We start from the raw sequence: 22,327 nt of genomic DNA, 5'->3' as shown, positions 1-22,327 counted from the left end.
AAGGCAGAGCGAACGCCTTCCTGCATTGATATAATAGAATATCAGGAGGAAATTACCGTCATTTTCTTGACAATTTCTCCGGAACCCGATTTCAGACGGTAAAAATAAACTCCGCTCTTAAGCTTGCCGACATTCCATTTCACGGTGTATTCGCCTTCCGATAATTCCTTGTCGACCAGAACGGCAATTTCGTTCCCTTTAACATCATATACTGCAAGAGCCGTATGGCCGGACTTCGGAAGGGAAAATATGAACGTGGTCGATGTGTTGACGGGATTCGGGTAATTCTGCTTAAGCACCATTTCCTGTCCGGGACTTCCATCCGTTCTGGCAAGGACGATACCTTCAATTTTAACTGATTCTTTTCCGGCGCTGGCACATGAAAGGGTAAAACTCACCGCTGTCACGATAAACAGCATAAAAACCGACAACAATGTAAGACTGGTGTATGGGGTATAGTCTTTTCGCATGATTCGTTTGATCCTTTCGCTTATCGTGGAGTTCCTTTCCGAAAAACCGATCCCGATATAACCGGGCACCGGCATACGACATGTCTCTTCCATGACCCTCAGCATGCTCATGGTATAATGTTTCCGGCCGGAAACGAGATAACGTACGGCAGTATCATCGCACAGTTCCTCGCGGAAATACCGCAGTCGTCTGTTAACAAACCATACGAGGGGATGGAAGAAATAGACCGCCTGAACGATCATCTGCAGGCAATTGACCATAAGGTCAAATCTCTTTATATGCGCGAGCTCATGAAGCAGAACCGGTTCGATATCCGTCAGCTCCCATGTCTCGACTATAACGCGGGGAAGCAAAATTCGCGGTTTCATGATTCCGATTACCGCCGGAACAGCGGCTGCCTCATCTTCGAAGGAATACAGAGAAACAGTCTGCCTGACCCTCAGACTGTGTCTCAGTGTATCGAGCAGAGCACAAAGATCCGTCCGCCCGGCACGTATCCATGTACCCGAGAATTTCCTGATATGATATATTCTGAACACGATCGATACCGCAACCATTCCACACACGGCCATCCAGACAAAACCGGCAGATGTGTACCAGTGCGCCGGGAATGATGATTCGGGAATGAACGGGAAGGCGACGGCGCCGAATGAATCCGACATCCATGCCCGACCGGGAAATCCATTATCCGTGAGAATCCCGTTATGTGCAGCATATTTAACAATCCATCGAATTCCGCCCGGAATATCGAGGTTTACCGGAATACACAGCCGCGCAAGCACAATAAGCCACAGCCAGTAGCGAAAGAGCGATGACGCCCTGAAGCTGAGACGGTCGACAATCCATATGACAGCAACGAGCACGGTCACCTGGAGGCTCACAGTCCAGAGATGACGGGCTGTCGATTCAGCCATAAAGCCGAGAAAATCCATCACTCTTTCTCCTCGTCATGTTCCACGATAATTTTTTTCAGGGCATCGATCTCTTCGCGCGAAAGGTGCTCTTTTTCCGCCAGACGGGCGAAAAGAGGAGCGAAGGTCCTGTCGAGCACAGTGTCGACAAACGTGTCTATCTCACGTGCCAGAACCTGAGCCCGTGATACGGCGGGTTTGTAGAGCCAGATGGGGCCGAACTTCTCACGTTCGAGATACCGTTTGATAACGAGACGGTCGAGCATGGTCTTCACCGTCTGGTAGCCGCGCTTTTTATTTCTGAGCGTTTCATCGTATATGTCGCGAGCGCTTGCCTGCCCCTTTTTCCAGCATATGTTCATGATGGACCACTCCGTTCTGGACAGGTCTGATCGTTTTATCGTCATAGCCTTCTCCTTTCAGTAAGCTGTATTAATAATAATACAGATGTATTATTCTGTCAAGCACAAAATTAAGACAAGTGTATTATTCGTTTGACGGCACTCGTATAACTTCCGCAACAATTAGTATTTGCAGATTGTTGCGTGATATTTATATGTGTGTATTCATGCTTCGATGAGCGCTTTTATTATATCTTCACCAGCTCCTCGACAGCGATCGGCCGCTGTTGTTCGATGCTCCGCCGCGCGGTCACGCCGATCATGATGGAAAGGGCGCCCGCCCTGCTTCCCGCGGTCTGATGAAGAGGATCGGGTATCGGCCCGCGGAATATCATATCCTGCATTTTTTCGTCCGCGCCCCAGTGACCGGGCCCGGCGTTCGGAACGGTGTATAACCGCGAATCGCCGAAAATCCTGGTGACCCTGATGTCGGCGAGACGGTCGACTTCCCAGGGCTGCTGGTGGTATTCACGGGCGTCGAGACGTCCCTTGGTGCCGTTGAAGCCGACCAGATACCCCTCGTAGGGCATGCATGAATTGAGGGAATAGTTGAGGAGCACATCGTTGTGGTACCGCACCTGAACTGACATCGTGTCCCAGATGTTGATGTCCTCGCTGAAGAGGCAGTGATCCCTGATGTAGCCGTCCTCGGTCTCCGGTTTGACATAGAGGTTCATAAGGAATTCGTTTGTGGTAATGTCCCAGAAGAAGGGGCAGGTTTTCTTGTGCTGGCAGGTCATGCAGCGCTCGCCGCGGAAGGGACTGTTGAAGCCGTAGTGACGGAGGTCGCCGTGGGCGTTGACCATCATCGGTTCGGCATCGAGCCACCAGTTGAGAAGATCGAAGTGGTGGGTTGCCTTGTGCACGAGGAGCGAGCCCGAGTTCTGCTTGTAGCCGTGCCACCGGCGGTAGTACGAAGCACCGTGGTCGGTATTGAGGTAGTAGGAGAAGTCGACCGAGGTGATCCGCCCGATTTCGCCGGACATGAGTATCTCCTTGACACGGGCCGCGGCAGGACCGTACCGGTAGTTGAACGTCACCCGGATATGCCGTCCCGTGCGCTTTTCGGTATCCATGATCTGCTGGCACATTTTCTCGTCGGTGCACAGGGGCTTTTCGGTGATGACATCGCAGCCGAGCTCCATGGCGCGGCAGATGTACTTGGCATGGAAGCAGTCCATGGTGGTGACAATGACCCTGTCGGGTCGGGTTTTCTCGATCATCGTGTCGAAATCGGTGTCGATAAACAGGGGGCATTTCAGGCCGAGGTACTGCTGCACGAACTCCATCCGTTTCGGATTACGGTCGCAGAGACCCACGAACTCGATGATATCGCTGTAATTATCGATGAGCGGTTTACCCCAGGTGCCGCTGCCGCGGATTCCGGTTCCCACAAGAGCAACCTTGAGTTTCTTCCCCGTTTTTGTCTGCGCCGAAGCGGACTTCACGAGCGGAGTGGCCGCCGCTGCAAATGCCGTTCCGGCTGCGATGCCCATGAATTTGCGCCTGCTTGCGCCGGTTTTCCGTTCAGACATGATGCTCCTCCTTTTTAGTGGTATTCTATTAAGAGTATTATCATTAATTTTCTTGTGTCACTATGCGATTTTCGAAACAAAAAATCAACCGGTTTTGTTACCCTATTTATTCATAAATGTGAATTAAGAATCCCGGGATGAATGCCCGGGCTATTACCGAAAAGTTCCTTAGGCGCTCACCCGGGGCATCGGCGGTTCAAGGAGTCACGAAGGACTTCTCGACCATAGACAGGCATTTCAATACCGGGTATACGGAAGCATAAACGCTTATGCCCACTGTTGGGATAACATCACACTGGTGTTCAGAGAAAGGCTCACGACCGTATCATGGTAAGAATCATCTTGAACCGCTCCGCCGCGTTGACTGCATGGGGTATATTCGCGGGCATGATGAAGAACCGTCCGGCGGAAACAAGCACTTTTTCGCCGCCGATCGTAAGCTCTGCCTCACCTTCAACCACATGGACGAGGGCATCGAAGGGAGCAGTGTGCTCGCTGAGCTTCTGTCCCCTGTCGAACGCAAAGAGGGTGACAGTGCCGGTTTTTTTCTCGATGATGGTCTTGCTCACGATGGAATTTTCGGCATATTGGATGTGGGACGTTACCGCTGTCGCTTTTTCATTCGATTCGTCCTGCGCACCGCTCATGGGGAACTCCTTTTCTATATCTAGACATTGTTTGGTCGGGTAAAAGACAACGACTGTTCCGTACCGCTGTCACTCATCCGGCATCTCCTCGTAAAACTTGTAATTCGCTTCATGCATGCCGAGGGCGGCGTATGTTCTCTGGGCAGCTGTGTTTCTCTTTTCCACATAGAGCCTGAAGCCGCATACGTTTTTCTGCGCGGCCGCCATCTTCTTCACCTCCGCATAGAGGCTTCTGTAGACTCCACGGCGACGGTATTCAGGCCGGACATACACACTCTGTATCCACCATATAACTCCGTTCCGCCAGTCGCTCCATTCGTATGTCACCATGAGCGAGCCGGCGACCTCTCCATCGATTTCCGCAACCACGTAAAAACCGTGCTCCGGATGATTCAGCAGATATCGCACACCTGCCGAAAGAGCCTCGTTTGAAAGTTCCTTTCCCTCGGTTTCATATGCCATGGCTTTGTTGAAGCTGACGAGCGCATCCGCGTCGCGTTCTTCGCCGGGCCGTACCAGAATGTTCTGTTTGATGACTGACCTCCATGTTAATCATTTTTAACCGGTTATTCGATAACAACGTGATCGAGAGTACATTTCCGGATCGCTGCCGGATCGGGCTCGACGCCGATGCCCGGCGCATCATGTGCGGTGAACTGCGATGGCCCGGAATGAACCATGGGCGGCGCAGCGATGTCGAGCTCATAGAACCGTGCGGTCGGGAAAATATCCGACGGATAACGGATGTTGGGAAGCGTTGCGAGAGCAAGGCAGTGTGAGGCTCCGACAGCGGATTCGAGCATTCCGCCTATCCAGCAGGGTATTCCCGCATCGCGGCAGACATCATGTACGATCAGGGAATTCGTGATTCCGCCGACCCTGCCGGGCTTGATGTTTATATAGCGGCAGGCGCCGATCCCGGCAGCTTTGCGGGCTTTGTCGGGAGAAGTGATACTCTCGTCGAGGCAGATCGGTGTACTCAGATGCCGCTGGAGGGCGGCATGATCGATGAGATCGTCGTACGCGAGCGGCTGTTCGATCATGGCAAGGCCGTAACGGTCCATCCGGCGGAACATGTCGAGATCATCGAGGGTATAGGCGCTGTTGCAGTCGACGTGGATGGTGATATCGGGAAATTCCCCGCGAACCGTATCGATCATGTCGAGGTCCCATCCGGGACGGCATTTGAGCTTGATCCGCCGGTATCCATGTTCGTTCGCCTCACGGATTGTATCGAGCAGGAGGCCGAAACTCTCCATGATACCGAAATCCGCGCCGGCATCCACGGTCGGCCCTACTCCCCCGATAACCTTCCACAACGGTTCGCCGAGTATCCGGGCATGAAGGTCCCACCACGCCAGGTCAAAGGCGGCTTTGGCGAACTGATTGCCCTTTATTCCCGACAGCAACTCCGAAAGCTCCGCTCCCGAACGGATATCCCTTCCGAGTATCAGTGGGGCGATGATATCCCGTGACAGGACAAACTGAGTTACGGAGCATTCCGCCAGATAGGAAGGCTCTTTTCCGGAAGCCGATTCGCCCCAGCCGTACCGGTCGCCCGAACCGAGCCGTACGATCACCGATTCGGTGGTGTAATCGTCGCCGCACGCCGTTCTGAACGGGTAGACAAGCGGCATGCTGACACGAAAAATCCCGATTGAATCGATGTCCATTCGAATGATTCCATTCCTGCTATGTCGGTTTTATCATAGAGCGATTCGGCAGTGCCCGAATAAACCGATCCACTGCGGATTGTGACTGAATGAATATTAATGTGTGTTTTTCCGGAGTCAATTAAATTTTTTGAGACAGGGTCGGGATAAAAACCGGAGGATTCCCGTTTTACCTGACAAGCAGTATTTTCGCCAGCGAGATTCTGTCGCCCGATTGCAGGCGCGCGATATAGAGACCGGTCGAAACCTGATGCCCGTTCTCATCGGTTCCGTTCCATGAAACGGTGTAGTCTCCCGCCTGCCGGGGCTCGTCGACAAGCGTACGGACACGTTGGCCGTTGATCGCGAAAACGGCCAGCTCGATGGAATCCCCGGCACGAAGTGTATACCGTATTGTGGCCGCAGAATTGAAGGGATTCGGATAAACACCCTGAATGATGCACCGTTCGGGAACGGCGGAAGCCGGTTCGATATTCGAAGGATCCTGACCCGGTTGGTCAAGGAAGCTTGTTATGCCGTTATACGAGGTGAACCATTTACGATTTTTACTGTCGACTGCAATGTCGGTCATCTGGTCGGATGCAAGCCCGTCGCGGCAGGTAATCGTCTGCCACGAGGAACCGTCGTACCTGATGATACCATAAGGCTGACCGTACGCGAACCATTTTACATTGTTCCTGTCGACCGCGGCTCTGACGATCGAGTTGTCAGCGAGCCCGGAGTTTTCGGTGGTGAACATTGTCCACAAGGAGCCGTCGTACCGCCCGATTCCGAAATAGGTACACACCCAGACTGTCCGGTCGAGATCAATGGCAATATCCTTGACAACTTTTCCATCGAACAGACCGTGTGAGTCGCCCGTTGTCCATTCCAAGCCATCGAAACAGGCAAGACCCCGATTGGTTCCAACCCACAGACAGTTGCGTTCATCGACGGCGATGACCGTTACGGCCAAATCCCCCATCCCCGCGCCGACCGTGTACGTTTCCCAAGCGGCCCCGTCGAATTTCGAGACACGGCCCTCCATTCCGAACCATACGGCTCCGTCGTGATCGACCGCCACCGCAGTCACGTTATCCGAAGCAAGCCCGCTGTTTTCGACAGTGTAGTGAGTCCACCGGGAACCGTCGTAGCTCAGCGCCCCGGCGCCCGTCGCGAACCAGCAGACACCGCCGTTCGCCGCAAAATCGTAAAATGTCCAGTATGAAGGTAATTCCGGCGGTGTGACCTTTGTCCATGTCTTTCCGTCAAAGATCGATGTTCCATAGCCGACAAAGGCAAACCACCCGATATCGTCAGCGCCGATTCCAATCCGCAGGGCGGTGTTACTCGGCGGCCCTTCGGTCTGATGGATGCGCCATACGGAGCCGTCGAAACTGGACAGGGCGTGCACCGGAGACCCGGCAAGATACGCGAACCACTTGGTGTTGTCGGAGTCCACTGCGATGTTGCGGATTTCGCGATCCTTGAGCCCGCTGTTGCCGGGTGTGTACACTGCCCATGATGTCCCATCGAACGATGCGGCACCCCATGGCGTGCCAAGCCAGACGACGCCGGTGCTGTCGATGGCGACGGCATACACGGGATTCCAGACTATATCGTCGTTGACGGTTTTATCGGTATAATACTCCTTTGAATACGACCTCCACGATGCACCGTCGAATACCGCCAGGCCTTTCGATGTCCCGGCCCAGAGATTACCCCTGCCGTCCGATTCCAGTGAAAGAATCCTGTTGTCGGGGAGGCCCGATTCAGTCGTATACGTTATCCGGTCAGCCCCATCGATACAGACGAGTCCCTTTCGCGTCCCGATCCATACATGACCGTCGCCGTCCATGACAACCGGCTCCGAGCTGCCCTCGCCGAGGGCGCAGTCGGTCCACGAATCACCATCGAAGCGCCAGGCCGAAGCGCCCGTACACCAGACGTTTTCTTGGGAGTCCACGGCTATCCGCTGCACGTTTCCACCGTACAGGCCGGGATTGTCATATGTGTGAAAAGTGCCGCCGTCCATACTGGTGAGGCCGTACCAGCTTCCGGCAAGCCAGAGCACTCCACCCGGTGTTGCGGTGACGGCATGAACATCGTTCGACGGGAGGCCGTCCAGGGATGAAAACACACGGTATGTGTCATCCCTGATGTCCCATCGCACGAGTCCGCCCGATGTGGCGCACCAGATGTGACGGTCATCGGCGGCGATATCGTTCACATCGTTGCTGTTGAAATAGAGCGTGATTCCATCGATGCAGTATGAGCGATTACAGAGCATGAGAAAACATAGTGCGGTATATGAAAAAAAGCGTTTCATGGTAAATCTGCATGGCAAATGAAATAATTTAATAAACATAAGCACTGATTGATTTTAATATACATACTTTTATTGTATCGTCAAGAAATTTTAACAAAATTTATATAGTCAGATACAAGTATGAATACACCAGATAAAATCAATATTCTATATGTATTCAGGCAACCACTCACTGTCAAAGGGATACGTTCCTTTCTTTACGTTTCATCGTGACGGGTGAGAGTGCAAAAGAATGCATAATCTTAAAAGGTTCTCTTAAAAAATGGGAGAACCTCCAATTAAAAAATATTACCTGACAATTATTTTATTATCATTATATTTACCATAAGACTTTTGTAGAAATCGTTTTACGATGTTATAAAAGGCCGGTACAATTCATACGATTACCGGATATTGATACCCGGGGAATACCATGAGTAAACTTTCATACAGGGCACTTGAAGAAAAAGTCAGGGAACTCGAAAAAACTCTTCAGGGCCATAATCCCGATTTTTTCTGGGATATTTATGCTTTAAGCCCCGTTCCCACGCTCATAGTTGACGTTGAAGGGGCTCTTATCAGGTATAACCAGGCCATGGCTGAGCTGACAGGTTATATGCACGAAGAGCTGCCCGATATCGAAACAATGCTGCCGAAGTTCTTTCCGGATGAAAAATACCGGAAAAAAGCGTGGGAAGAATGTAATAATTCCCTGTTGGTAAAGCATGCAAGAACCCATGAGTATAGTATCATCTGCAAAACGGGCGGAAAACACACTGTCCGGTGTATCATGCTTAATATACCCTCGATGGATGAGCAGAAGGGCTTTCATATCATTCAGTTTATCGATATTACCGAACATAAAAAAACCGAAGAAATGCTTGAAAAAGCCCGCGAGGAGCTCGAAAAACGGGTCAGTGAACGCACATCCGAGCTGGAAAAATCCAACAAAGAGCTCCAGCGGGAGATCATAAGCCGTTTTTTTGCGGAAGAAAAGCTTCGCGAAAACAACGAGCTTCTGGAGAAAATATTTTCCAATACCCATCTCATGATCGCATACATGGACAGGGATTTCAACTTTATCCGGGTCAACCGCGCTTATGCCGAAGCGGATGGCAGAACACCGGAATTTTTCAATGGTAAGAATCATTTCACTTTATACCCGAATCAAGAGAACGAAGCAATTTTCAGACGGGTGATCGAGACCGGCAAAATATTTACAGTGTACGCAAAACCCTTCGTGTACCCCGAACACCCCGAGCGGGGAATGACATTCTGGGACTGGTCCCTGATACCGGTGATAGATATCTCGGGAAAAGTTGAGGGAGTTATCCTCGGACTCGTGGACGTTACCGCGCGGATCAGGGTTCAGGAAAAACTCGACGAACGCGAGAAGGTATACAGGGAACTCATGGATTTTCTGCCCCAGACAGTCGTCGAATTCGACATGAACGGTAACCTGACCTTTATTAACAGGAGCGGTTTCGAAATCTTCGGTTACTCCATCGATGATTTCAAAAAGGGTATAAACATTTTCGATATAATCAGCCTCGAAGACCGTGATAAAGCGCGGAAAAACCTTGGTGATGTTATAAAAGGGCTGCGATCTGGTCCCGGTGAATATGCCATCAAAAAGAAAGACGGCACGCCGGTTCACATTATTACCTATTCGAACGCTATAATCCGGGACAACAAACCTGTCGGAGCGAGAGGTATTATCATCGACATCACCGACCTCAAACAGACCGAGCAGGCTCTCCGTGAAGAACGGTCGAAAATGGAAGTTTTGCTCAATAACGAGCGTTTGCTTGCCACAGTCGCCTTCAGCCTCAATTCCTCCGATTCTCTTCATGAAAGCATGAATGATATACTGAAAATGATCTCCTCGGAGCTTGAAATCGATAATGTCTGCATGTGGAATCCCTTTTCCCGGAGCGATGATACGTTGAGCTTCCATTATCGGATACAGGGCAAATCCATGCGGTATGCAGAAGACAGGCCGGCTTTTTCGCCCCATTTCCAGAAATTACTGCAGGAAGGGCAGGCAATCATCGTTTCGAATCTCGATGGTCTGACAGCGGAAGAAAAAAAGTACTTCGCCGAGCGAAATATCCTTTCGGTTGTCAATTTCCCGATGAAGATATCCGGGGACCTCATGGCATCCATCTGTTTCTGCCAGAACCATCCATACACATGGCATCAGGAAAAACTCGATCTTTTAAAAACAATCACCGAAATAATCGCAAGCACCCTGAAAAGACACTATCATATCCATGCCCGTATCGAGGCGGAAAAGAAGCAGACCGAGGCGATTCAGATTGTCGAGCGCGCATCGCGCCTCGCTTCCATCGGTGTGATCGCCGGCGGAATAACCCATGAAATCAACCAGCCCCTGAGCGCCATAAAGGTAACGGCGGACAGCATCCTGTTCTGGCACAAGCATAACGAAGGAATCCTGCCGGAAACATTTATCACCATGCTCAATAAAATTTCGGAAAGCGTGGACCGTATCAGCGACATTATCCGGCATATGCGCTCATTCTGGGTAGCCACCGATCAGATAGAAAAGACAACCACCGACATGAACAAGGCCGTGAACAAAGCAGCTTCCCTCGTCAACCGTCAGCTCCATGCGCATGGCATCAAACCGGTGCTTTCCCTGTTCGACCGGAATCTGATGGTTTCAGGAAATCCCATTCATCTCGAACAGATTGTCATCAATCTGGTTACCAATGCCATGAATGCCCTTGACAGTACCAGCCGGAAAGATAAAACCATAACAATTTCCACCGGTCAGAACGACACGGAAGCGGTGCTCGAAGTTATCGACAACGGAACCGGTCTTCCCGAAGGAATCGGCGAAAAAATATACGATCCGTTCTATTCCACGAGTAAACCGGGAGAAGGAACAGGTCTCGGGCTTGCCATAGTGAAACGATTTGTTGACGAGCACAATGGATCGATCGAAGCATGTAATAATTCTGACGGGGGTGTAACCTTCACCGTTCGTTTTCCACTTTCACCTGACACTGTGAGGCCGGACAATGAACATTCTGCTCGTTGACGACGAACCCCTTGTCAGAGACTCTCTGGCCGTTTTTCTTGAGGATATACTCGGACACCGGGTTTTACAGTGTGATAACGCGCGGGAAGCTATCGATCTCTTTAAAAACAATCCGGTTCCCCTTGTTCTGACCGATATCCGTATGCCGGAGATGGATGGACTCGAGTTCCTCCGTAACCTGAAAGCTCTTCGGGAGGCTCAGAATACCCTTATCGTCATCATTACCGGGTTCGGAGACATGAAATCGGCGATTCAAGCTCTCCGTGCCGGCGCCTATGACTATCTCCAGAAGCCGGTCAATGTCGACGAGCTCGCTGCCGTCGTCAACCGTATAGCCGACCATCTGTCCTTACGGCATGAGTACAATGAGCTGACACACCGGTTTGAAGAAAAAGTTGCGGAAGCAACCCGTGAAACCGTATCAAAGCTCAGCAGCCTGAGAGAGGCATATGCAGAGATCGTCGGCATAGGCAGAATCGGTGTTTTTTCCGATGAAATGCGTCATGTCGTGACCATGGCGGAACAACTCCACGGGGACCGTTCCGTTCCGGTGCTCATCGAGGGTGAAACCGGAACCGGGAAAGAGGTTGTCGCCCGCCTGGTACATTATGGAAAAGGAGATGAGACCGCACCGTTCGTATCAATCAACTGTTCGGCTATTTCACCTACTCTTTTTGAAAGCGAGCTGTTCGGGTACGAGGGCGGTTCATTCACCGGTTCACGGAAAGAGGGCATGAAGGGCAAACTCGAATCGGCGCAGGGCGGCACGATATTCCTCGATGAAATCGGCGATCTTCCGATCGAGCTCCAGCCCAAACTGTTACGGTGCCTCCAGGAACGGGAAATGTACCGTGTCGGGGGATTCAAAAAAATCATACTCGATGTCCGCTTTATCTGCGCCACCAACCGTGACCTGGCAAGGCTTGTCGAGGAAAACTCGTTCAGACGGGATCTCTATTACCGTCTCAACATGGGCAGAATGTTTATCCCACCGCTCCGTGAGCGGAAACAGGCCATAGCCCCTCTGGCGCAGATGTTCCTCGAACAGTATGCCCGCGAAAAAAAGCGTAGATTCAGGTTTATATCGAAGGAAACGGTAAAAATTCTCGAAAACCATTCCTGGCCCGGTAATGTCCGCGAGCTTCAGAATGCCATTGAACGGGTGGTAATCCTCTATGACGATATTGAAATCAGACCGCACCATATCCGGTTTCTCCTCTCCGATACGGAAAAAACACCCGAACTCGATAGTGTACTGCTCGATCCGGATACACTGTGCCTCCCTGCGGATTGTCTCGATCTTCAGAGCCTCGAAAACACCATTATCAAAAAAGCGCTTGCCATGTTCGAAGGGAATAAAACAAAAGCAGCAGCCTACCTCGGCATGACACGGAGCGCTCTTCGCGGAAAGCTCAGGAAACTTCTGTGAATCTTCTGCATTACCGCACCCGTCACCGGTTAAAATGAACCATCGGCCCATTATAACCGGCTGGAATGAGCCACTGCATTATATCGCCCACCAAATACTTTTTTCACAATATAATCTATCATCTTGAAAATAATTTATTTGCACGGTTTGTACTTACGATACGGGCACATTGGCACGAATTTACAGTATACAAGCAGCCATAAGGCCCTTTAAAGGTTCGGGAGATGATGAATATAAAGCATCCCGGATAAAGCTTCATTATTCGATTCAAAGGACGGAGTTACCAATGAACATTCTTGTGATCGACGATGATATCCGTTCGCTTGAAATCATGAGTTTCGCGTTTGATCTTCTGGGGCTTCCTCACCAGGCGTTTTCTGATCCTCGTGAAGCGGTTGAGGCATATAAAAGGGGGAATTTCGATGTCGTCGTATCGGATTTCTCCATGCCCGAGATGACCGGTCTCGATGTGTTCAGGACTGTCAAAGAGCACGACCCTCAGGTAAAAGTGATAATACTGACAGGATATCCCTTTGAAACGACGGCCATGAAAGAAATCAGGGAAAAAGCATATGCCTTTTTTCATAAACCATTTGAAATCAACATATTCATGAATGCTATAAATGCCATAGGGAACGATTGAACTGCGCACGCGGGTTAACACACCGCAAAACATGCAGAGAGTACTGATGATTTCGGAGCGAATAACAGCGGATCACGATAATTATCGGTAACAGACAGGATCATGGAACATCGGCGGGACTGATGCAGACGTTGTCCAATACAGTAAGGCGGAAACCATGCACAACAGGACGATCAGAGTAATTGAGCATCCCGGATATTTTGAAACAATCGGGGATATTTATGACATCAATCCCGGGACTTATCAGTTTGAAGTGGAAAATAAATCGAACAAGGATGCGGGATTTGTTTTGATGAGGGAAGGTGAGAAACCGATAACTCGCATGATAAAAACCGGAGAAAAAGTGTCCGTGCAGGTGGAACTGAAGAGCGGCGACTATACATACTACTGCCCGCTTATCCCGACACCGTCCTATCCGCTGAGAGTGAAATAACCGGCGGTAAGCGATAAGGCATCACTATTTCATATTATCCTTGTTTTACTAATAGATACACATTTTAAACAATTAAAAAATGAGCGTACTATGAAAAACGATACTGCACTGTTTTCGGATAAAGACATTCTGTACAGTGTCAGAGACGGAAATGCCGAACATTTCGATATACTGGTCAACCGGTACAAAGACCGCCTTCTTAATTTCGTATTCCGTTTCACCAATGATTACCAGACTTCGGAAGACATTGTGCAGGAGACGTTTTTACGGGTATTCACAAAGTGCGGTGAGTACAGGGCTATCGCGCATTTTTCAACATGGCTTTTCACTATTGCGGGAAACCTTGCCAAAAGCGAGCTCAGGCGAAGAAAACGGTGGAAATACCTCGTCATCGATGCGGATAATGACAATCAGGTAAAATACGATATCCCCGATCCCCATATGAAACCTGACCAGATAGCCGCTTTCAGAATTCTCGATGAGAAGGTACAGGAAGCCATCGATACCTTAAATATGAAATATAAAGAAATTCTCATTCTCCGCGATATCGACGGTATGAGTTATCAACAGATTTCAGAAATTACCGGTCTCCAGGTCGGTACGATTAAATCGCGGGTAAGCAGAGCCCGTAAGAGACTGCAACGGAAGCTCAAGGGGCATTCCCCCAGCGATGAGCTTTTCCAGTGGAATGTCCCGCTGCCGAGGTATGAAGGTGTCGAACAGCCCGTGTATATTTAACCTAAGGGACAGAGCGACAAAGCGGTAATACGAGCATTCCATGCGGTGAATATCAGGCAACCATCTCCCGGTATAACCGTTTCCGCTCAACAGTATTGTCATCGTTTTTCACTTCTTTTTATTTATATATACATTTACTTCGCTTATTATTATACTATCCTGGCAGGCAATGCCGGAGACAGAATACTTTTCTCCCATTGGCAGAGAACGGAGCTATATGGATCATTACGGATGCCGCGATGCAACCGAACTCATGACCGATACGAGTATGATCTTTTTCATGATTTCTAATGTTCCTGTACATGATGACGGAAACATAAAAGATCGTGAAAACAATCATGCATCTTATACTATAACCGAAGTGCAATCACCAACAGGAGTCGTTTATGATATCATTTCCGGTAAAAAAAGACGACATTACCATTGTCCTCTGCGGCGCCGCAGGCCAGGGAGTGCAGACGGTCGAGCAGCTCCTTACTCACCTGTTCAAACAGACCGGGTACAATCTTTTCTCCACGAAAGAGTATATGTCGCGTGTCCGGGGCGGCAGCAATTCAACCGAGCTCCGGGTGTCCTCACACAAAGTTCAGGCTTATCTGGACACCATCGACCTCCTGTTCCCCCTGAGCCGGGAAGCCCTTGACCATGTCAGGCGACGTATTTCGCCCGGCACAATCATAATCGGCGAAAAGGAAAAACTCGCACCCGGCGGCGATGACATTCCCGGAATTGTCGATATTCCGCTTTCCGGGCTTTCGCAGAAAATCGGCGGCGCCATCTACTCGAATATTATCATCGTCGGTGTAATCGCCGCGCTTTTCAACATTGACCGGAAAGCTATCGAAGAGTATCTCAGGGATCGTTTCGGGAAAAAAGGCGAGCAGGTTGTCGCAAAGAACATCGAAGCTGTTGACGCAGGTTATGAATTCGGGGATGGATTGACCTCATCGGGGACGGTATCCATCGAGCTGACGAGGGATGCCGGTGTTGAGGACGATATCATCATCAATGGCGGTGAAGCTGTCGGTCTGGGAGCGATTGCAGGCGGATGCAATTTCATGTCGTCATACCCGATGACTCCCTCAACGCCGGTCCTGACATTTCTCGCCCAGCATTCGAAGGAATTCGGCATCATCGTCGAGCAGGCGGAGGACGAGATCGCGGCGATCAACATGACTCTCGGCGCATGGTATGCGGGAGCGCGCGGCCTGGTGACCACATCGGGAGGCGGATTCGCCCTCATGGCGGAAGGATTGAGCCTCGCCGGTATCATCGAATCGCCGATGGTTATCCATCTCGCCCAGCGCCCCGGACCGGCAACCGGCCTCCCGACACGGACGGAACAGGGCGACCTCGAGTTCGCACTTTATGCGGGGCACGGCGAATTTCCCCGGGTTTTATTCGCGCCCGGCACTCTCGAGGATGCGTTCCATCTCACCCGGAAGGCATTCGCTGTCGCCGACAAATACCAGGTTCCGGTTTTTGTGCTGACCGACCAGTATTTCATCGATTCCTACTATAACATCCCTCAACTCGATATATCCGACGGAAAGATCGACCGGCATATCGTGGAAACCGACACCGGGTACAAACGGTACGCTTTTTCCGATAGCGGTATCTCTCCCCGCGGGATTCCCGGTCTGGGCAAGGGACTTGTCGTGGTTGACAGCGACGAGCATGACGAGGAAGGCCATATCACGGAAAACCACGACATGCGAATCCGAATGATGGATAAACGGCTCAAAAAACTCGATGCGGTTGTCAATGAAGCGGTTCCGCCCGAGCTTATCGGGAAAAAAGACGCCTCGACGGTCGTCATATGCTGGGGCTCGACCTTCCCCATTGTCCGCGAGGCGGTCGAGCGGTTAAGTCGTAACGATATGGCGGTGCTCTATTTCAAACAGGTCTACCCGCTCCATCCCGGTACCGGCAGTTTTTTCAAGCACGCCCGTAAACGGGTGATCGTGGAAAACAACGCGACATCGCAGTTTGGCCGCCTGCTGAAACTGCATGCGGACATTGACATTACAACCAGGATTCTCAAGTACGACGGTCTTCCGTTTTCGGTCGAGGAACTCGAAAAGAGACTTCTTGAAGTTATATAAAAAGGGGGAAATCATGGAAACGAATATATTTGACAGCGGCGTCAGGGATATGGCATGGTGCCCCGGGTGCGGCAATTTCGGAATACGGAACGCCATTATGAAAGCCCTGACGGAACTCGGTATCGAACCCCGCAACCTCGTCATGGTATCCGGTATCGGGCAGGCGGCGAAAATGCCGCACTACCTGAGATGCAACACGTTCAACGGCCTCCACGGCAGGGCGCTTCCTCCCGCGACTGGGATAAAAGCGTCGAATCCCGGCCTTACGGTCATCGCTGAGAGCGGCGACGGCGACATGTACGGCGAGGGCGGCAACCACTTCATGAGCACCATCCGGAGAAATCCCGATATCACGAATATAGTCCACGACAACATGGTATACGGCCTCACAAAGGGGCAGGCATCTCCCACGAGTCCGAGAGGGTTTGTCACGCCGGTTCAGGTGAACGGGGTCATTCTCGAGCCGTTCAATCCGCTCGCGGTCGCGGTGGCGCTCGATGCTTCGTTCGTTGCACGGGCATTCAGCGGGGACATGGACAAGACGGTGGATATTCTCAAAAAGGCGATTACCCACAAAGGCTACGCCCTCGTCGATATTCTCCACCCCTGCGTTTCGTTCAACAAGATCAATACCTTCGCATGGTTCAGGGAACACACCTATTATCTCGATGATTCCCACGATTTCCACGACCGGAATGCGGCGTTCACACGGGCGACCGAAAAGGGGCGGCTTCCCCTCGGCATCCTGTATGAAAACCCGGACAAGCCAACATTCGAGGAAAGCCTTGCTGTCTACCAGGACAGCGCCAGCCCCATCATAAAACGCGAGCTCAACATGGAAAAGCTCAGCGAACTGATCGATTCGAAACAGTGAGTTTGTGGTTAACCGGTAAATTCAGGCTACATCCGGGAAAAAAGCACTGCTCCAGTTTACCGGCTGTCATCGAAACGGCGGCCCGGCGAAATCCACAACGCCTGCAATCCCATGAGTCCTTTCCGAAAAGGAGTCATCACCATGAAAACACCACAGTTCCTCACACGCAAATTGTCGTCAGATTATGTTGATGCACAGATAGGATTGGTATTATTCAGTATCATAGGAGGCGGGGCATTATTTCTCGGAATCCAGATTCTCTTGTCCCTCATACTTACTGCGCCCGAGAGATTATTAGGGTTCCTTCTCTTATTGGTTATTTTTCTCCTTTTCATGATTACGGGTATGCTGATACCAATTACTCAGTACTGTTCCAAGAAATTGAAGGAAAGTCAAACACGGGACTGAGCATAGCTTCCTGCGAAAATCGCAGCGGGAGCCGATGTATTTTTCCCTTGTGCCTTATGCCTTATGCCTGTCTTTACCCCTTCCATGTCGGATCGATACGGCCTCCTGTTTCCCTGATGATACCGAACATTCTCTTTTCGAGGTCGTTCACGAGATTCCTGAGCTCCGGCTCTTTGAGCAGGGTGAGCACGTCGTTGGGCTCGGAAGTTTCGCGAACATGGCCGAGGAGATTGACCATCTCGTCGGGGTCTTTCTCGACATCGTACAGCTCATACACATCCCAGACTCCCTGATGGCGCATGTACGCGTACCTGTCCGTTCTGAGGCCGAGCACGGTCGGTGTCTGGGCATACGCGCGCTCCCAGAAGTATTCGTAGAGGAATTCGGTGCGCCATTGCGGTTTTTCGCCATGGATGAGCGGCAGAAAAGACCGTCCGTGCATGGACTGGGGTATCTGAATCCCCGCGGCATCGAGGATTGTCGGCCCAATATCGATATTGAGCACCATCTCGGTGCGGGTTGAATTTTTCCCGGTAAGCGCGGGACAGTGCGCCAGCATGGGAACGCGCATGGAAGGCTCGTACATGCACCGCTTGTCGATGAGCCCGTGCTCGCCGAACAGGAATCCGTTGTCGCCCATGAAGATGACGAGGGTGTCGTCCGCAAGCCCGGCCTCTTCGAGCGTTTCCATGAGACGGCCGATGCTGTCGTCCACCCCGAGCACCGTCTCGCAGTAATCCCGGTAAAACTGGTCGAAATCGGTCGTATGGTTGTACATCCCGTCGACACCGTGCCAGCTCTTGCGTTGACGGCGGACCCAGTCGGGCTTCCCCCGGTAGTTTTCCTCGGTGTTGTAAAACGAAGCCGGCTTGGGGACTGTAACGCCGTTGTATTTCCCTTTGTGACGGGGCGCCGGGACAAAGCTTGCATGCACCGCCTTGTGCGACATGTAGAGGAAAAACGGGCGGTTCCTGTTCTGTTTGATGAAGTCCACCGAATAATCGGTTATGAGGTCGGTAACATATCCCTCGCGTTTCACCTGCTGTCCGTCGATGTTGAAGGTCGGGTTTTCGTACACTCCCTGTCCCCTGAACGACACCCAGCGGTTGAACCCGGGCCGGGGCTCATCGGTCTCGCCGCCCATATGCCATTTCCCGGTAAATCCGGTCGTGTAGCCAGCTTTCTGGAGCAGTTTCGGAAAGGTGATCGTCGAATCGGGCAGACGGGTTGAATTATCGAGAATCTGGTGCTCGTGCGCATAGAGACCGGTGAGGATCGACGCCCTGCTCGGCGAGCAGAGGGATGTAGTCACGAAAGCATTTTTGAGATGGACGCCGTTCCCTGCCAGACGATCAATGTGGGGTGTCCTGAGCACAGGATGTCCCATGAATCCCATGGCATCATACCTGAGATCGTCGATGAGAACGAAAACGATGTTCCGCCGTGAGGATTGTGCTCCCGCGACAAGCGGCGAGGCAGCAGCAGCCGCTCCGGCGACTTTCATGAAATTTCTCCGGCTGAACGTGTTCCCCGGGCTCGAACCATGATGACTGTTCATGCGTATTCTCCTGTCATGAGGAATCAGGATTGATATGAAAACAGACCATTCACATTGCGAATTTTAAGAATTTGTAAATCTGAAATCGTAAATCGTAAATCGAATTACATATCCCCGTATGTTTTGAACATATTGCACCGGGGGGCGTTTGTCAACGAATGTATTGTTTTGATAAAATTTTTTAGGAAAAAATCACTTGACAAAAATAATTTACTATGGTAGATTTCCCTTAATAGAAGATGCACAAATACCCATTCAGTGGTTTTCAATTCCGGACGAATGATTTTAATCGGTATAACAGCAGTCACACTTTCAATGCAAAGGAGAAAAACCTTGAAAACTGTTAAATCGTGTATTCTGCTCCTCGCGGTCATGATGATCGCCGCCCCTGTTTTTTCGCTCGACTATGGCACCATGGTTCCGCTCCGGTTCGGGACGACCGAGAATGTTACTTTGTGGAAAACAGACTGGTCGCCAGACGGGAAATGGATTGCATTCGGGGGGGATGAGGATATATGGATCGTTTCTACCGAAACCGGCGAAATGAAAAATCTCACTGCCGATATCGACGATCGTTGCAGTGTTCCGGAATTTACCCCTGATGGGAGCGCAGTCACATATTCAAGGATGATCGTCGATTCGGAAACGAAACAGGCGCGATGCAAAATAGAAAGTATCGACATCGATTCCGAAAAACGCATGACGTTCATGAACGAGGCATTCGCCGGTACACTGTCACAGGATGGTTCCCTGTTCGTTTATATTTACTGGCCCGATCCGGAAAAAAAAGAGAACATGACCTATGCAGTATACGATTTCGGAACTCAAAGTCCCATAAACCTCGGTATCGATTTTCATAACGGAGAGCCGATTTTTAATTTTGGTCATTCGTCAATCAGCCCCGATAATACCAATTTCGTGACCACACTCATTGAGCCTTCGGAAAACAGGGATGCAAGTAATATGCATGCATTCTACAGGATTTTTTTTGATGGACGAGCGCCGGAAATGATACTTAACGACGCTGATCCGTGGTATCCGAAGTATTCGCCCGACAGTAAGTGGATACTGTACACACGTCATGACTATACCGACATGGACACTGCACGGAACCTGCCCGCCCGCGACATGTATGTCTTTAACACCGAAACGGGTGAATCAACGAATCTCCTTCCGGACAATCCCTATGGCAGCCTCTGTGGAAGCTGGTCCCCGGATGGAAGTAAAATCTGCTATATTCTCGATAAAAACGGGGAGTATGAACTCTATATCCGTAATTTTGAATTTTATACTCCGGTCGACGATGGCCTTCAGCTCGGTGTCGATGAACAATCACCTATGCCGTTCGCACTTCGCGGTAATTACCCGAACCCGTTCAACCCGACAACGACCATCGAATTTTCGCTGCCCGATGCCGGACAGGTCAACCTTACAGTCTACAATGCGGCCGGCCAGAAAATCCGTGACCTCGTGTCCGGTATGGTGAATACCGGCGTTCATTCTGTAGTCTGGAACGGCCGTGACAATACGGGTGCCCCTGTTTCCGCCGGCGTATATTTTTCGAGGCTCGAAATGAACGGGCAGACAGCGACCGGAAGAATGATACTCGTGAAATGAATTCTCTGACTACTTTTTTTTAAAAGGAGGCAGTGTATGAAACCGGTCACTATATGTATGCTTTCCGTCGTAATCATTGTTGCGGTCCTCACCGGATTCGCTCTGGCGGACAAGTACGGAACTCCCGTATCCACCGGCGGGAATAGCTTCAAATCCGTTACCGCAATTGACTGGTCTCCCGATGGCAAATGGATTGCGATGGCGGTGCAGGGGAAAAGTATCATTATTCACGCAGAACAGGATGCCTCCACAAGCGATATCTGGATTGTCCCCACCGAGGAAGGCACCGCGATCAACCTTACGAAAAACGATCCCGCACAGGGGATTTACACTGGTTGTTTCGGCTGGCCGGATTTTACATACGACAGCAGCGAAGTAACCTTCACAAAAATGTTCGATGTGTTCGATGGGGATGATCGCAGACAGGAATTTACCATAGAAGGCATCAATATCACCACCGGCGAAAAACGTGTTATCCTGGGGAAAAACTCAAATCTCGGGTATTGGAACAATGACGGGCGGTATATGGTTTATATCGACATGACGGACAGGCCGGTGATAGAGAATCAGGATGAATTTGAATTCAGAGTGGTGGAATATGACACCGGCAGCGAAGTATATGCCAGCACGTTTCCGGGAGATGCATGGCCCCGGTTCGGATTTGGGATTTCAAGTATCAGCCATGACAATACACACTTTCTTACATCGCTCTATGAAAAAGAGGACACCGATATCGATGACGAGTGGGCACTTTACAAGATTCCATTCGACGGTGGCGCTCCCGTGCTGCTCGTATCGCAGGGATCGCCGTTATATCCGGTATATTCTCCTGACGGGAAATGGATTTTATATACGAACTGGTGGCTGAAAAATTATGGGGGTACCAATTACGGACCTTATCCGGACCAGTTCGCCCAGCTCTGTGTCTACAATGTCGAAACGGGGGAAGTGACCACACTGCTCCCTGATTGTCCTTACTGGAATTACTATGGGTGCTGGTCTCCGGACGGCAGGCAGATATGTTACATTCTTCGAAACAAAGACACCTCTGAACTGCGCATTCTCGATTTCGAGTTTGCGGAGGAAGAATTGCAGCTGGATGTCGAGGATAATGCTCCGGTGGACTTTGCCCTGAAAGGCAACTACCCGAATCCGTTCAATCCCTCGACGACCATTGAATTCTCGCTGCACGATGCCGGACAGGTAACGCTTTCCGTCTACAACGCAGCGGGTCAGAAAATTCGTACCCTTGTTTCAGGGTCCATGAGTTCCGGTATTCATTCGGTTGTCTGGAACGGCTGTGATGATGCGGGCATTCAGGTTTCGGCCGGTATATATTTTTCGAGGCTCGAAATGAACGGTGCTGCTGAAACCAGCAAGATGATACTCATGAAATAAGCTTTACCCGCAACACCTGCCTGTAAAGCTCCCGAAGGGTGTCCGGTACTATCGGACACCCTTTTTATTGTATACTCCACAACCGTATTCTAAAACAAATACTTGAAATTTCTTACAGATTATATGACATTTATA

General features: G+C 50.7%; 17 protein-coding genes. 9 read left to right on the top strand and 8 right to left on the bottom strand.

Going from position 1 to position 22,327, the window contains the following annotated elements; genetic code table 11:
* Positions 1–41: 41 nt before the first annotated feature.
* The 7 genes from LLG96_04070 to LLG96_04040 form a co-directional block, all read right to left on the bottom strand.
* Positions 42–1,403: a T9SS type A sorting domain-containing protein gene (locus LLG96_04070; GenBank protein ID MCE5249377.1), complete on the bottom strand. Its 1,362-nt coding sequence runs from the start codon at positions 1,401–1,403 to the stop codon at positions 42–44.
* Entirely contained in the window at positions 1,403–1,789 is a 387-nt protein-coding gene (locus tag LLG96_04065; protein MCE5249376.1) for a BlaI/MecI/CopY family transcriptional regulator, read from the bottom strand. Before LLG96_04065 ends, LLG96_04070 begins: the two co-directional genes overlap by 1 nt.
* Before the next feature lie 182 nt (positions 1,790–1,971).
* The gene (locus LLG96_04060) at positions 1,972–3,318 is read right to left on the bottom strand and encodes a Gfo/Idh/MocA family oxidoreductase (protein ID MCE5249375.1); all 1,347 of its coding nucleotides are present in this window, start codon (positions 3,316–3,318) and stop codon (positions 1,972–1,974) included.
* Positions 3,319–3,632: 314 nt separating this feature from the next.
* Complete coding sequence (locus LLG96_04055) at positions 3,633–3,965, bottom strand: cupin domain-containing protein (protein ID MCE5249374.1); 333 nt, start codon at positions 3,963–3,965, stop codon at positions 3,633–3,635.
* A 69-nt stretch (positions 3,966–4,034) separates the two neighbouring features.
* Positions 4,035–4,427 carry a GNAT family N-acetyltransferase gene (locus LLG96_04050; GenBank protein MCE5249373.1) on the bottom strand — a complete coding sequence of 131 codons (393 nt, stop codon included), beginning with the start codon at positions 4,425–4,427 and terminating at the stop codon, positions 4,035–4,037.
* A 104-nt stretch (positions 4,428–4,531) separates the two neighbouring features.
* Positions 4,532–5,638 (bottom strand): o-succinylbenzoate synthase, encoded by a 1,107-nt coding sequence (menC, locus tag LLG96_04045; protein ID MCE5249372.1) that lies wholly within the window; start codon positions 5,636–5,638, stop codon positions 4,532–4,534.
* A gap of 169 nt (positions 5,639–5,807) precedes the next feature.
* Positions 5,808–7,946 carry a T9SS type A sorting domain-containing protein gene (locus tag LLG96_04040; protein ID MCE5249371.1) on the bottom strand — a complete coding sequence of 713 codons (2,139 nt, stop codon included), beginning with the start codon at positions 7,944–7,946 and terminating at the stop codon, positions 5,808–5,810.
* A 412-nt stretch (positions 7,947–8,358) separates the two neighbouring features.
* Between LLG96_04040 and LLG96_04035 the strand changes: the two genes are divergently transcribed.
* The 7 genes from LLG96_04035 to LLG96_04005 all read left to right on the top strand — a co-directional run bounded on the left by LLG96_04035 (position 8,359) and on the right by LLG96_04005 (position 17,211).
* Positions 8,359–10,989, top strand: a complete 2,631-nt coding sequence (locus LLG96_04035) for a PAS domain S-box protein (GenBank protein MCE5249370.1) — start codon at positions 8,359–8,361, stop codon at positions 10,987–10,989.
* Positions 10,970–12,418 carry a sigma-54 dependent transcriptional regulator gene (locus LLG96_04030; GenBank protein MCE5249369.1) on the top strand — a complete coding sequence of 483 codons (1,449 nt, stop codon included), beginning with the start codon at positions 10,970–10,972 and terminating at the stop codon, positions 12,416–12,418. The genes LLG96_04035 and LLG96_04030 overlap by 20 nt, the downstream gene beginning before the upstream one ends.
* 286 nt (positions 12,419–12,704) lie before the next feature.
* Positions 12,705–13,061, top strand: a complete 357-nt coding sequence (locus tag LLG96_04025; GenBank protein MCE5249368.1) for a response regulator — start codon at positions 12,705–12,707, stop codon at positions 13,059–13,061.
* Between the two features lie 157 nt (positions 13,062–13,218).
* The gene (locus LLG96_04020) at positions 13,219–13,494 is read left to right on the top strand and encodes a hypothetical protein (protein MCE5249367.1); all 276 of its coding nucleotides are present in this window, start codon (positions 13,219–13,221) and stop codon (positions 13,492–13,494) included.
* Positions 13,495–13,584: 90 nt separating this feature from the next.
* Positions 13,585–14,232, top strand: a complete 648-nt coding sequence (locus LLG96_04015) for a sigma-70 family RNA polymerase sigma factor (protein MCE5249366.1) — start codon at positions 13,585–13,587, stop codon at positions 14,230–14,232.
* Between the two features lie 386 nt (positions 14,233–14,618).
* Positions 14,619–16,337 carry a 2-oxoacid:acceptor oxidoreductase subunit alpha gene (locus LLG96_04010; GenBank protein MCE5249365.1) on the top strand — a complete coding sequence of 573 codons (1,719 nt, stop codon included), beginning with the start codon at positions 14,619–14,621 and terminating at the stop codon, positions 16,335–16,337.
* A 13-nt stretch (positions 16,338–16,350) separates the two neighbouring features.
* A complete protein-coding gene (locus LLG96_04005) occupies positions 16,351–17,211 on the top strand; it encodes a thiamine pyrophosphate-dependent enzyme (GenBank protein MCE5249364.1) in 861 nt (286 codons plus the stop codon).
* Positions 17,212–17,692: 481 nt separating this feature from the next.
* Here LLG96_04005 and LLG96_04000 read toward each other — a convergent pair whose 3' ends face one another.
* Entirely contained in the window at positions 17,693–19,177 is a 1,485-nt protein-coding gene (locus LLG96_04000; protein MCE5249363.1) for a sulfatase, read from the bottom strand.
* Between the two features lie 333 nt (positions 19,178–19,510).
* Here LLG96_04000 and LLG96_03995 point away from each other — a divergent pair, with 333 nt between their 5' ends.
* Both LLG96_03995 and LLG96_03990 read left to right on the top strand, forming a co-directional pair.
* Complete coding sequence (locus LLG96_03995) at positions 19,511–20,794, top strand: T9SS type A sorting domain-containing protein (GenBank protein ID MCE5249362.1); 1,284 nt, start codon at positions 19,511–19,513, stop codon at positions 20,792–20,794.
* Positions 20,795–20,830: 36 nt separating this feature from the next.
* A complete protein-coding gene (locus LLG96_03990) occupies positions 20,831–22,192 on the top strand; it encodes a T9SS type A sorting domain-containing protein (GenBank protein ID MCE5249361.1) in 1,362 nt (453 codons plus the stop codon).
* Positions 22,193–22,327: the final 135 nt, after the last annotated feature.

This window comes from bacterium (genome assembly GCA_021372535.1).
Taxonomy (GTDB): domain Bacteria; phylum Latescibacterota; class Latescibacteria; order Latescibacterales; family Latescibacteraceae; genus JAFGMP01.
The sequence above is the reverse complement of the archived record's forward strand: the minus strand, read 5'-3'. Positions and strand labels throughout refer to the sequence as shown.

Coding starts and splice junctions, on each gene's coding strand:
- LLG96_04070 (MCE5249377.1), bottom strand. CDS start 1,403: ATGGATTTTCTCGGCTTTATGGCTGAATCGACAGCCCGTCATCTCTGG.
- menC (MCE5249372.1), bottom strand. CDS start 5,638: ATGGACATCGATTCAATCGGGATTTTTCGTGTCAGCATGCCGCTTGTC.
- LLG96_03990 (MCE5249361.1), top strand. CDS start 20,831: ATGAAACCGGTCACTATATGTATGCTTTCCGTCGTAATCATTGTTGCG.
- LLG96_04005 (MCE5249364.1), top strand. CDS start 16,351: ATGGAAACGAATATATTTGACAGCGGCGTCAGGGATATGGCATGGTGC.
- LLG96_04010 (MCE5249365.1), top strand. CDS start 14,619: ATGATATCATTTCCGGTAAAAAAAGACGACATTACCATTGTCCTCTGC.
- LLG96_04065 (MCE5249376.1), bottom strand. CDS start 1,789: ATGACGATAAAACGATCAGACCTGTCCAGAACGGAGTGGTCCATCATG.
- LLG96_04055 (MCE5249374.1), bottom strand. CDS start 3,965: ATGAGCGGTGCGCAGGACGAATCGAATGAAAAAGCGACAGCGGTAACG.
- LLG96_04020 (MCE5249367.1), top strand. CDS start 13,219: ATGCACAACAGGACGATCAGAGTAATTGAGCATCCCGGATATTTTGAA.
- LLG96_04015 (MCE5249366.1), top strand. CDS start 13,585: ATGAAAAACGATACTGCACTGTTTTCGGATAAAGACATTCTGTACAGT.
- LLG96_04040 (MCE5249371.1), bottom strand. CDS start 7,946: ATGAAACGCTTTTTTTCATATACCGCACTATGTTTTCTCATGCTCTGT.
- LLG96_04050 (MCE5249373.1), bottom strand. CDS start 4,427: ATGGCATATGAAACCGAGGGAAAGGAACTTTCAAACGAGGCTCTTTCG.
- LLG96_04025 (MCE5249368.1), top strand. CDS start 12,705: ATGAACATTCTTGTGATCGACGATGATATCCGTTCGCTTGAAATCATG.
- LLG96_04030 (MCE5249369.1), top strand. CDS start 10,970: ATGAACATTCTGCTCGTTGACGACGAACCCCTTGTCAGAGACTCTCTG.
- LLG96_04060 (MCE5249375.1), bottom strand. CDS start 3,318: ATGTCTGAACGGAAAACCGGCGCAAGCAGGCGCAAATTCATGGGCATC.
- LLG96_04035 (MCE5249370.1), top strand. CDS start 8,359: ATGAGTAAACTTTCATACAGGGCACTTGAAGAAAAAGTCAGGGAACTC.
- LLG96_04000 (MCE5249363.1), bottom strand. CDS start 19,177: ATGAACAGTCATCATGGTTCGAGCCCGGGGAACACGTTCAGCCGGAGA.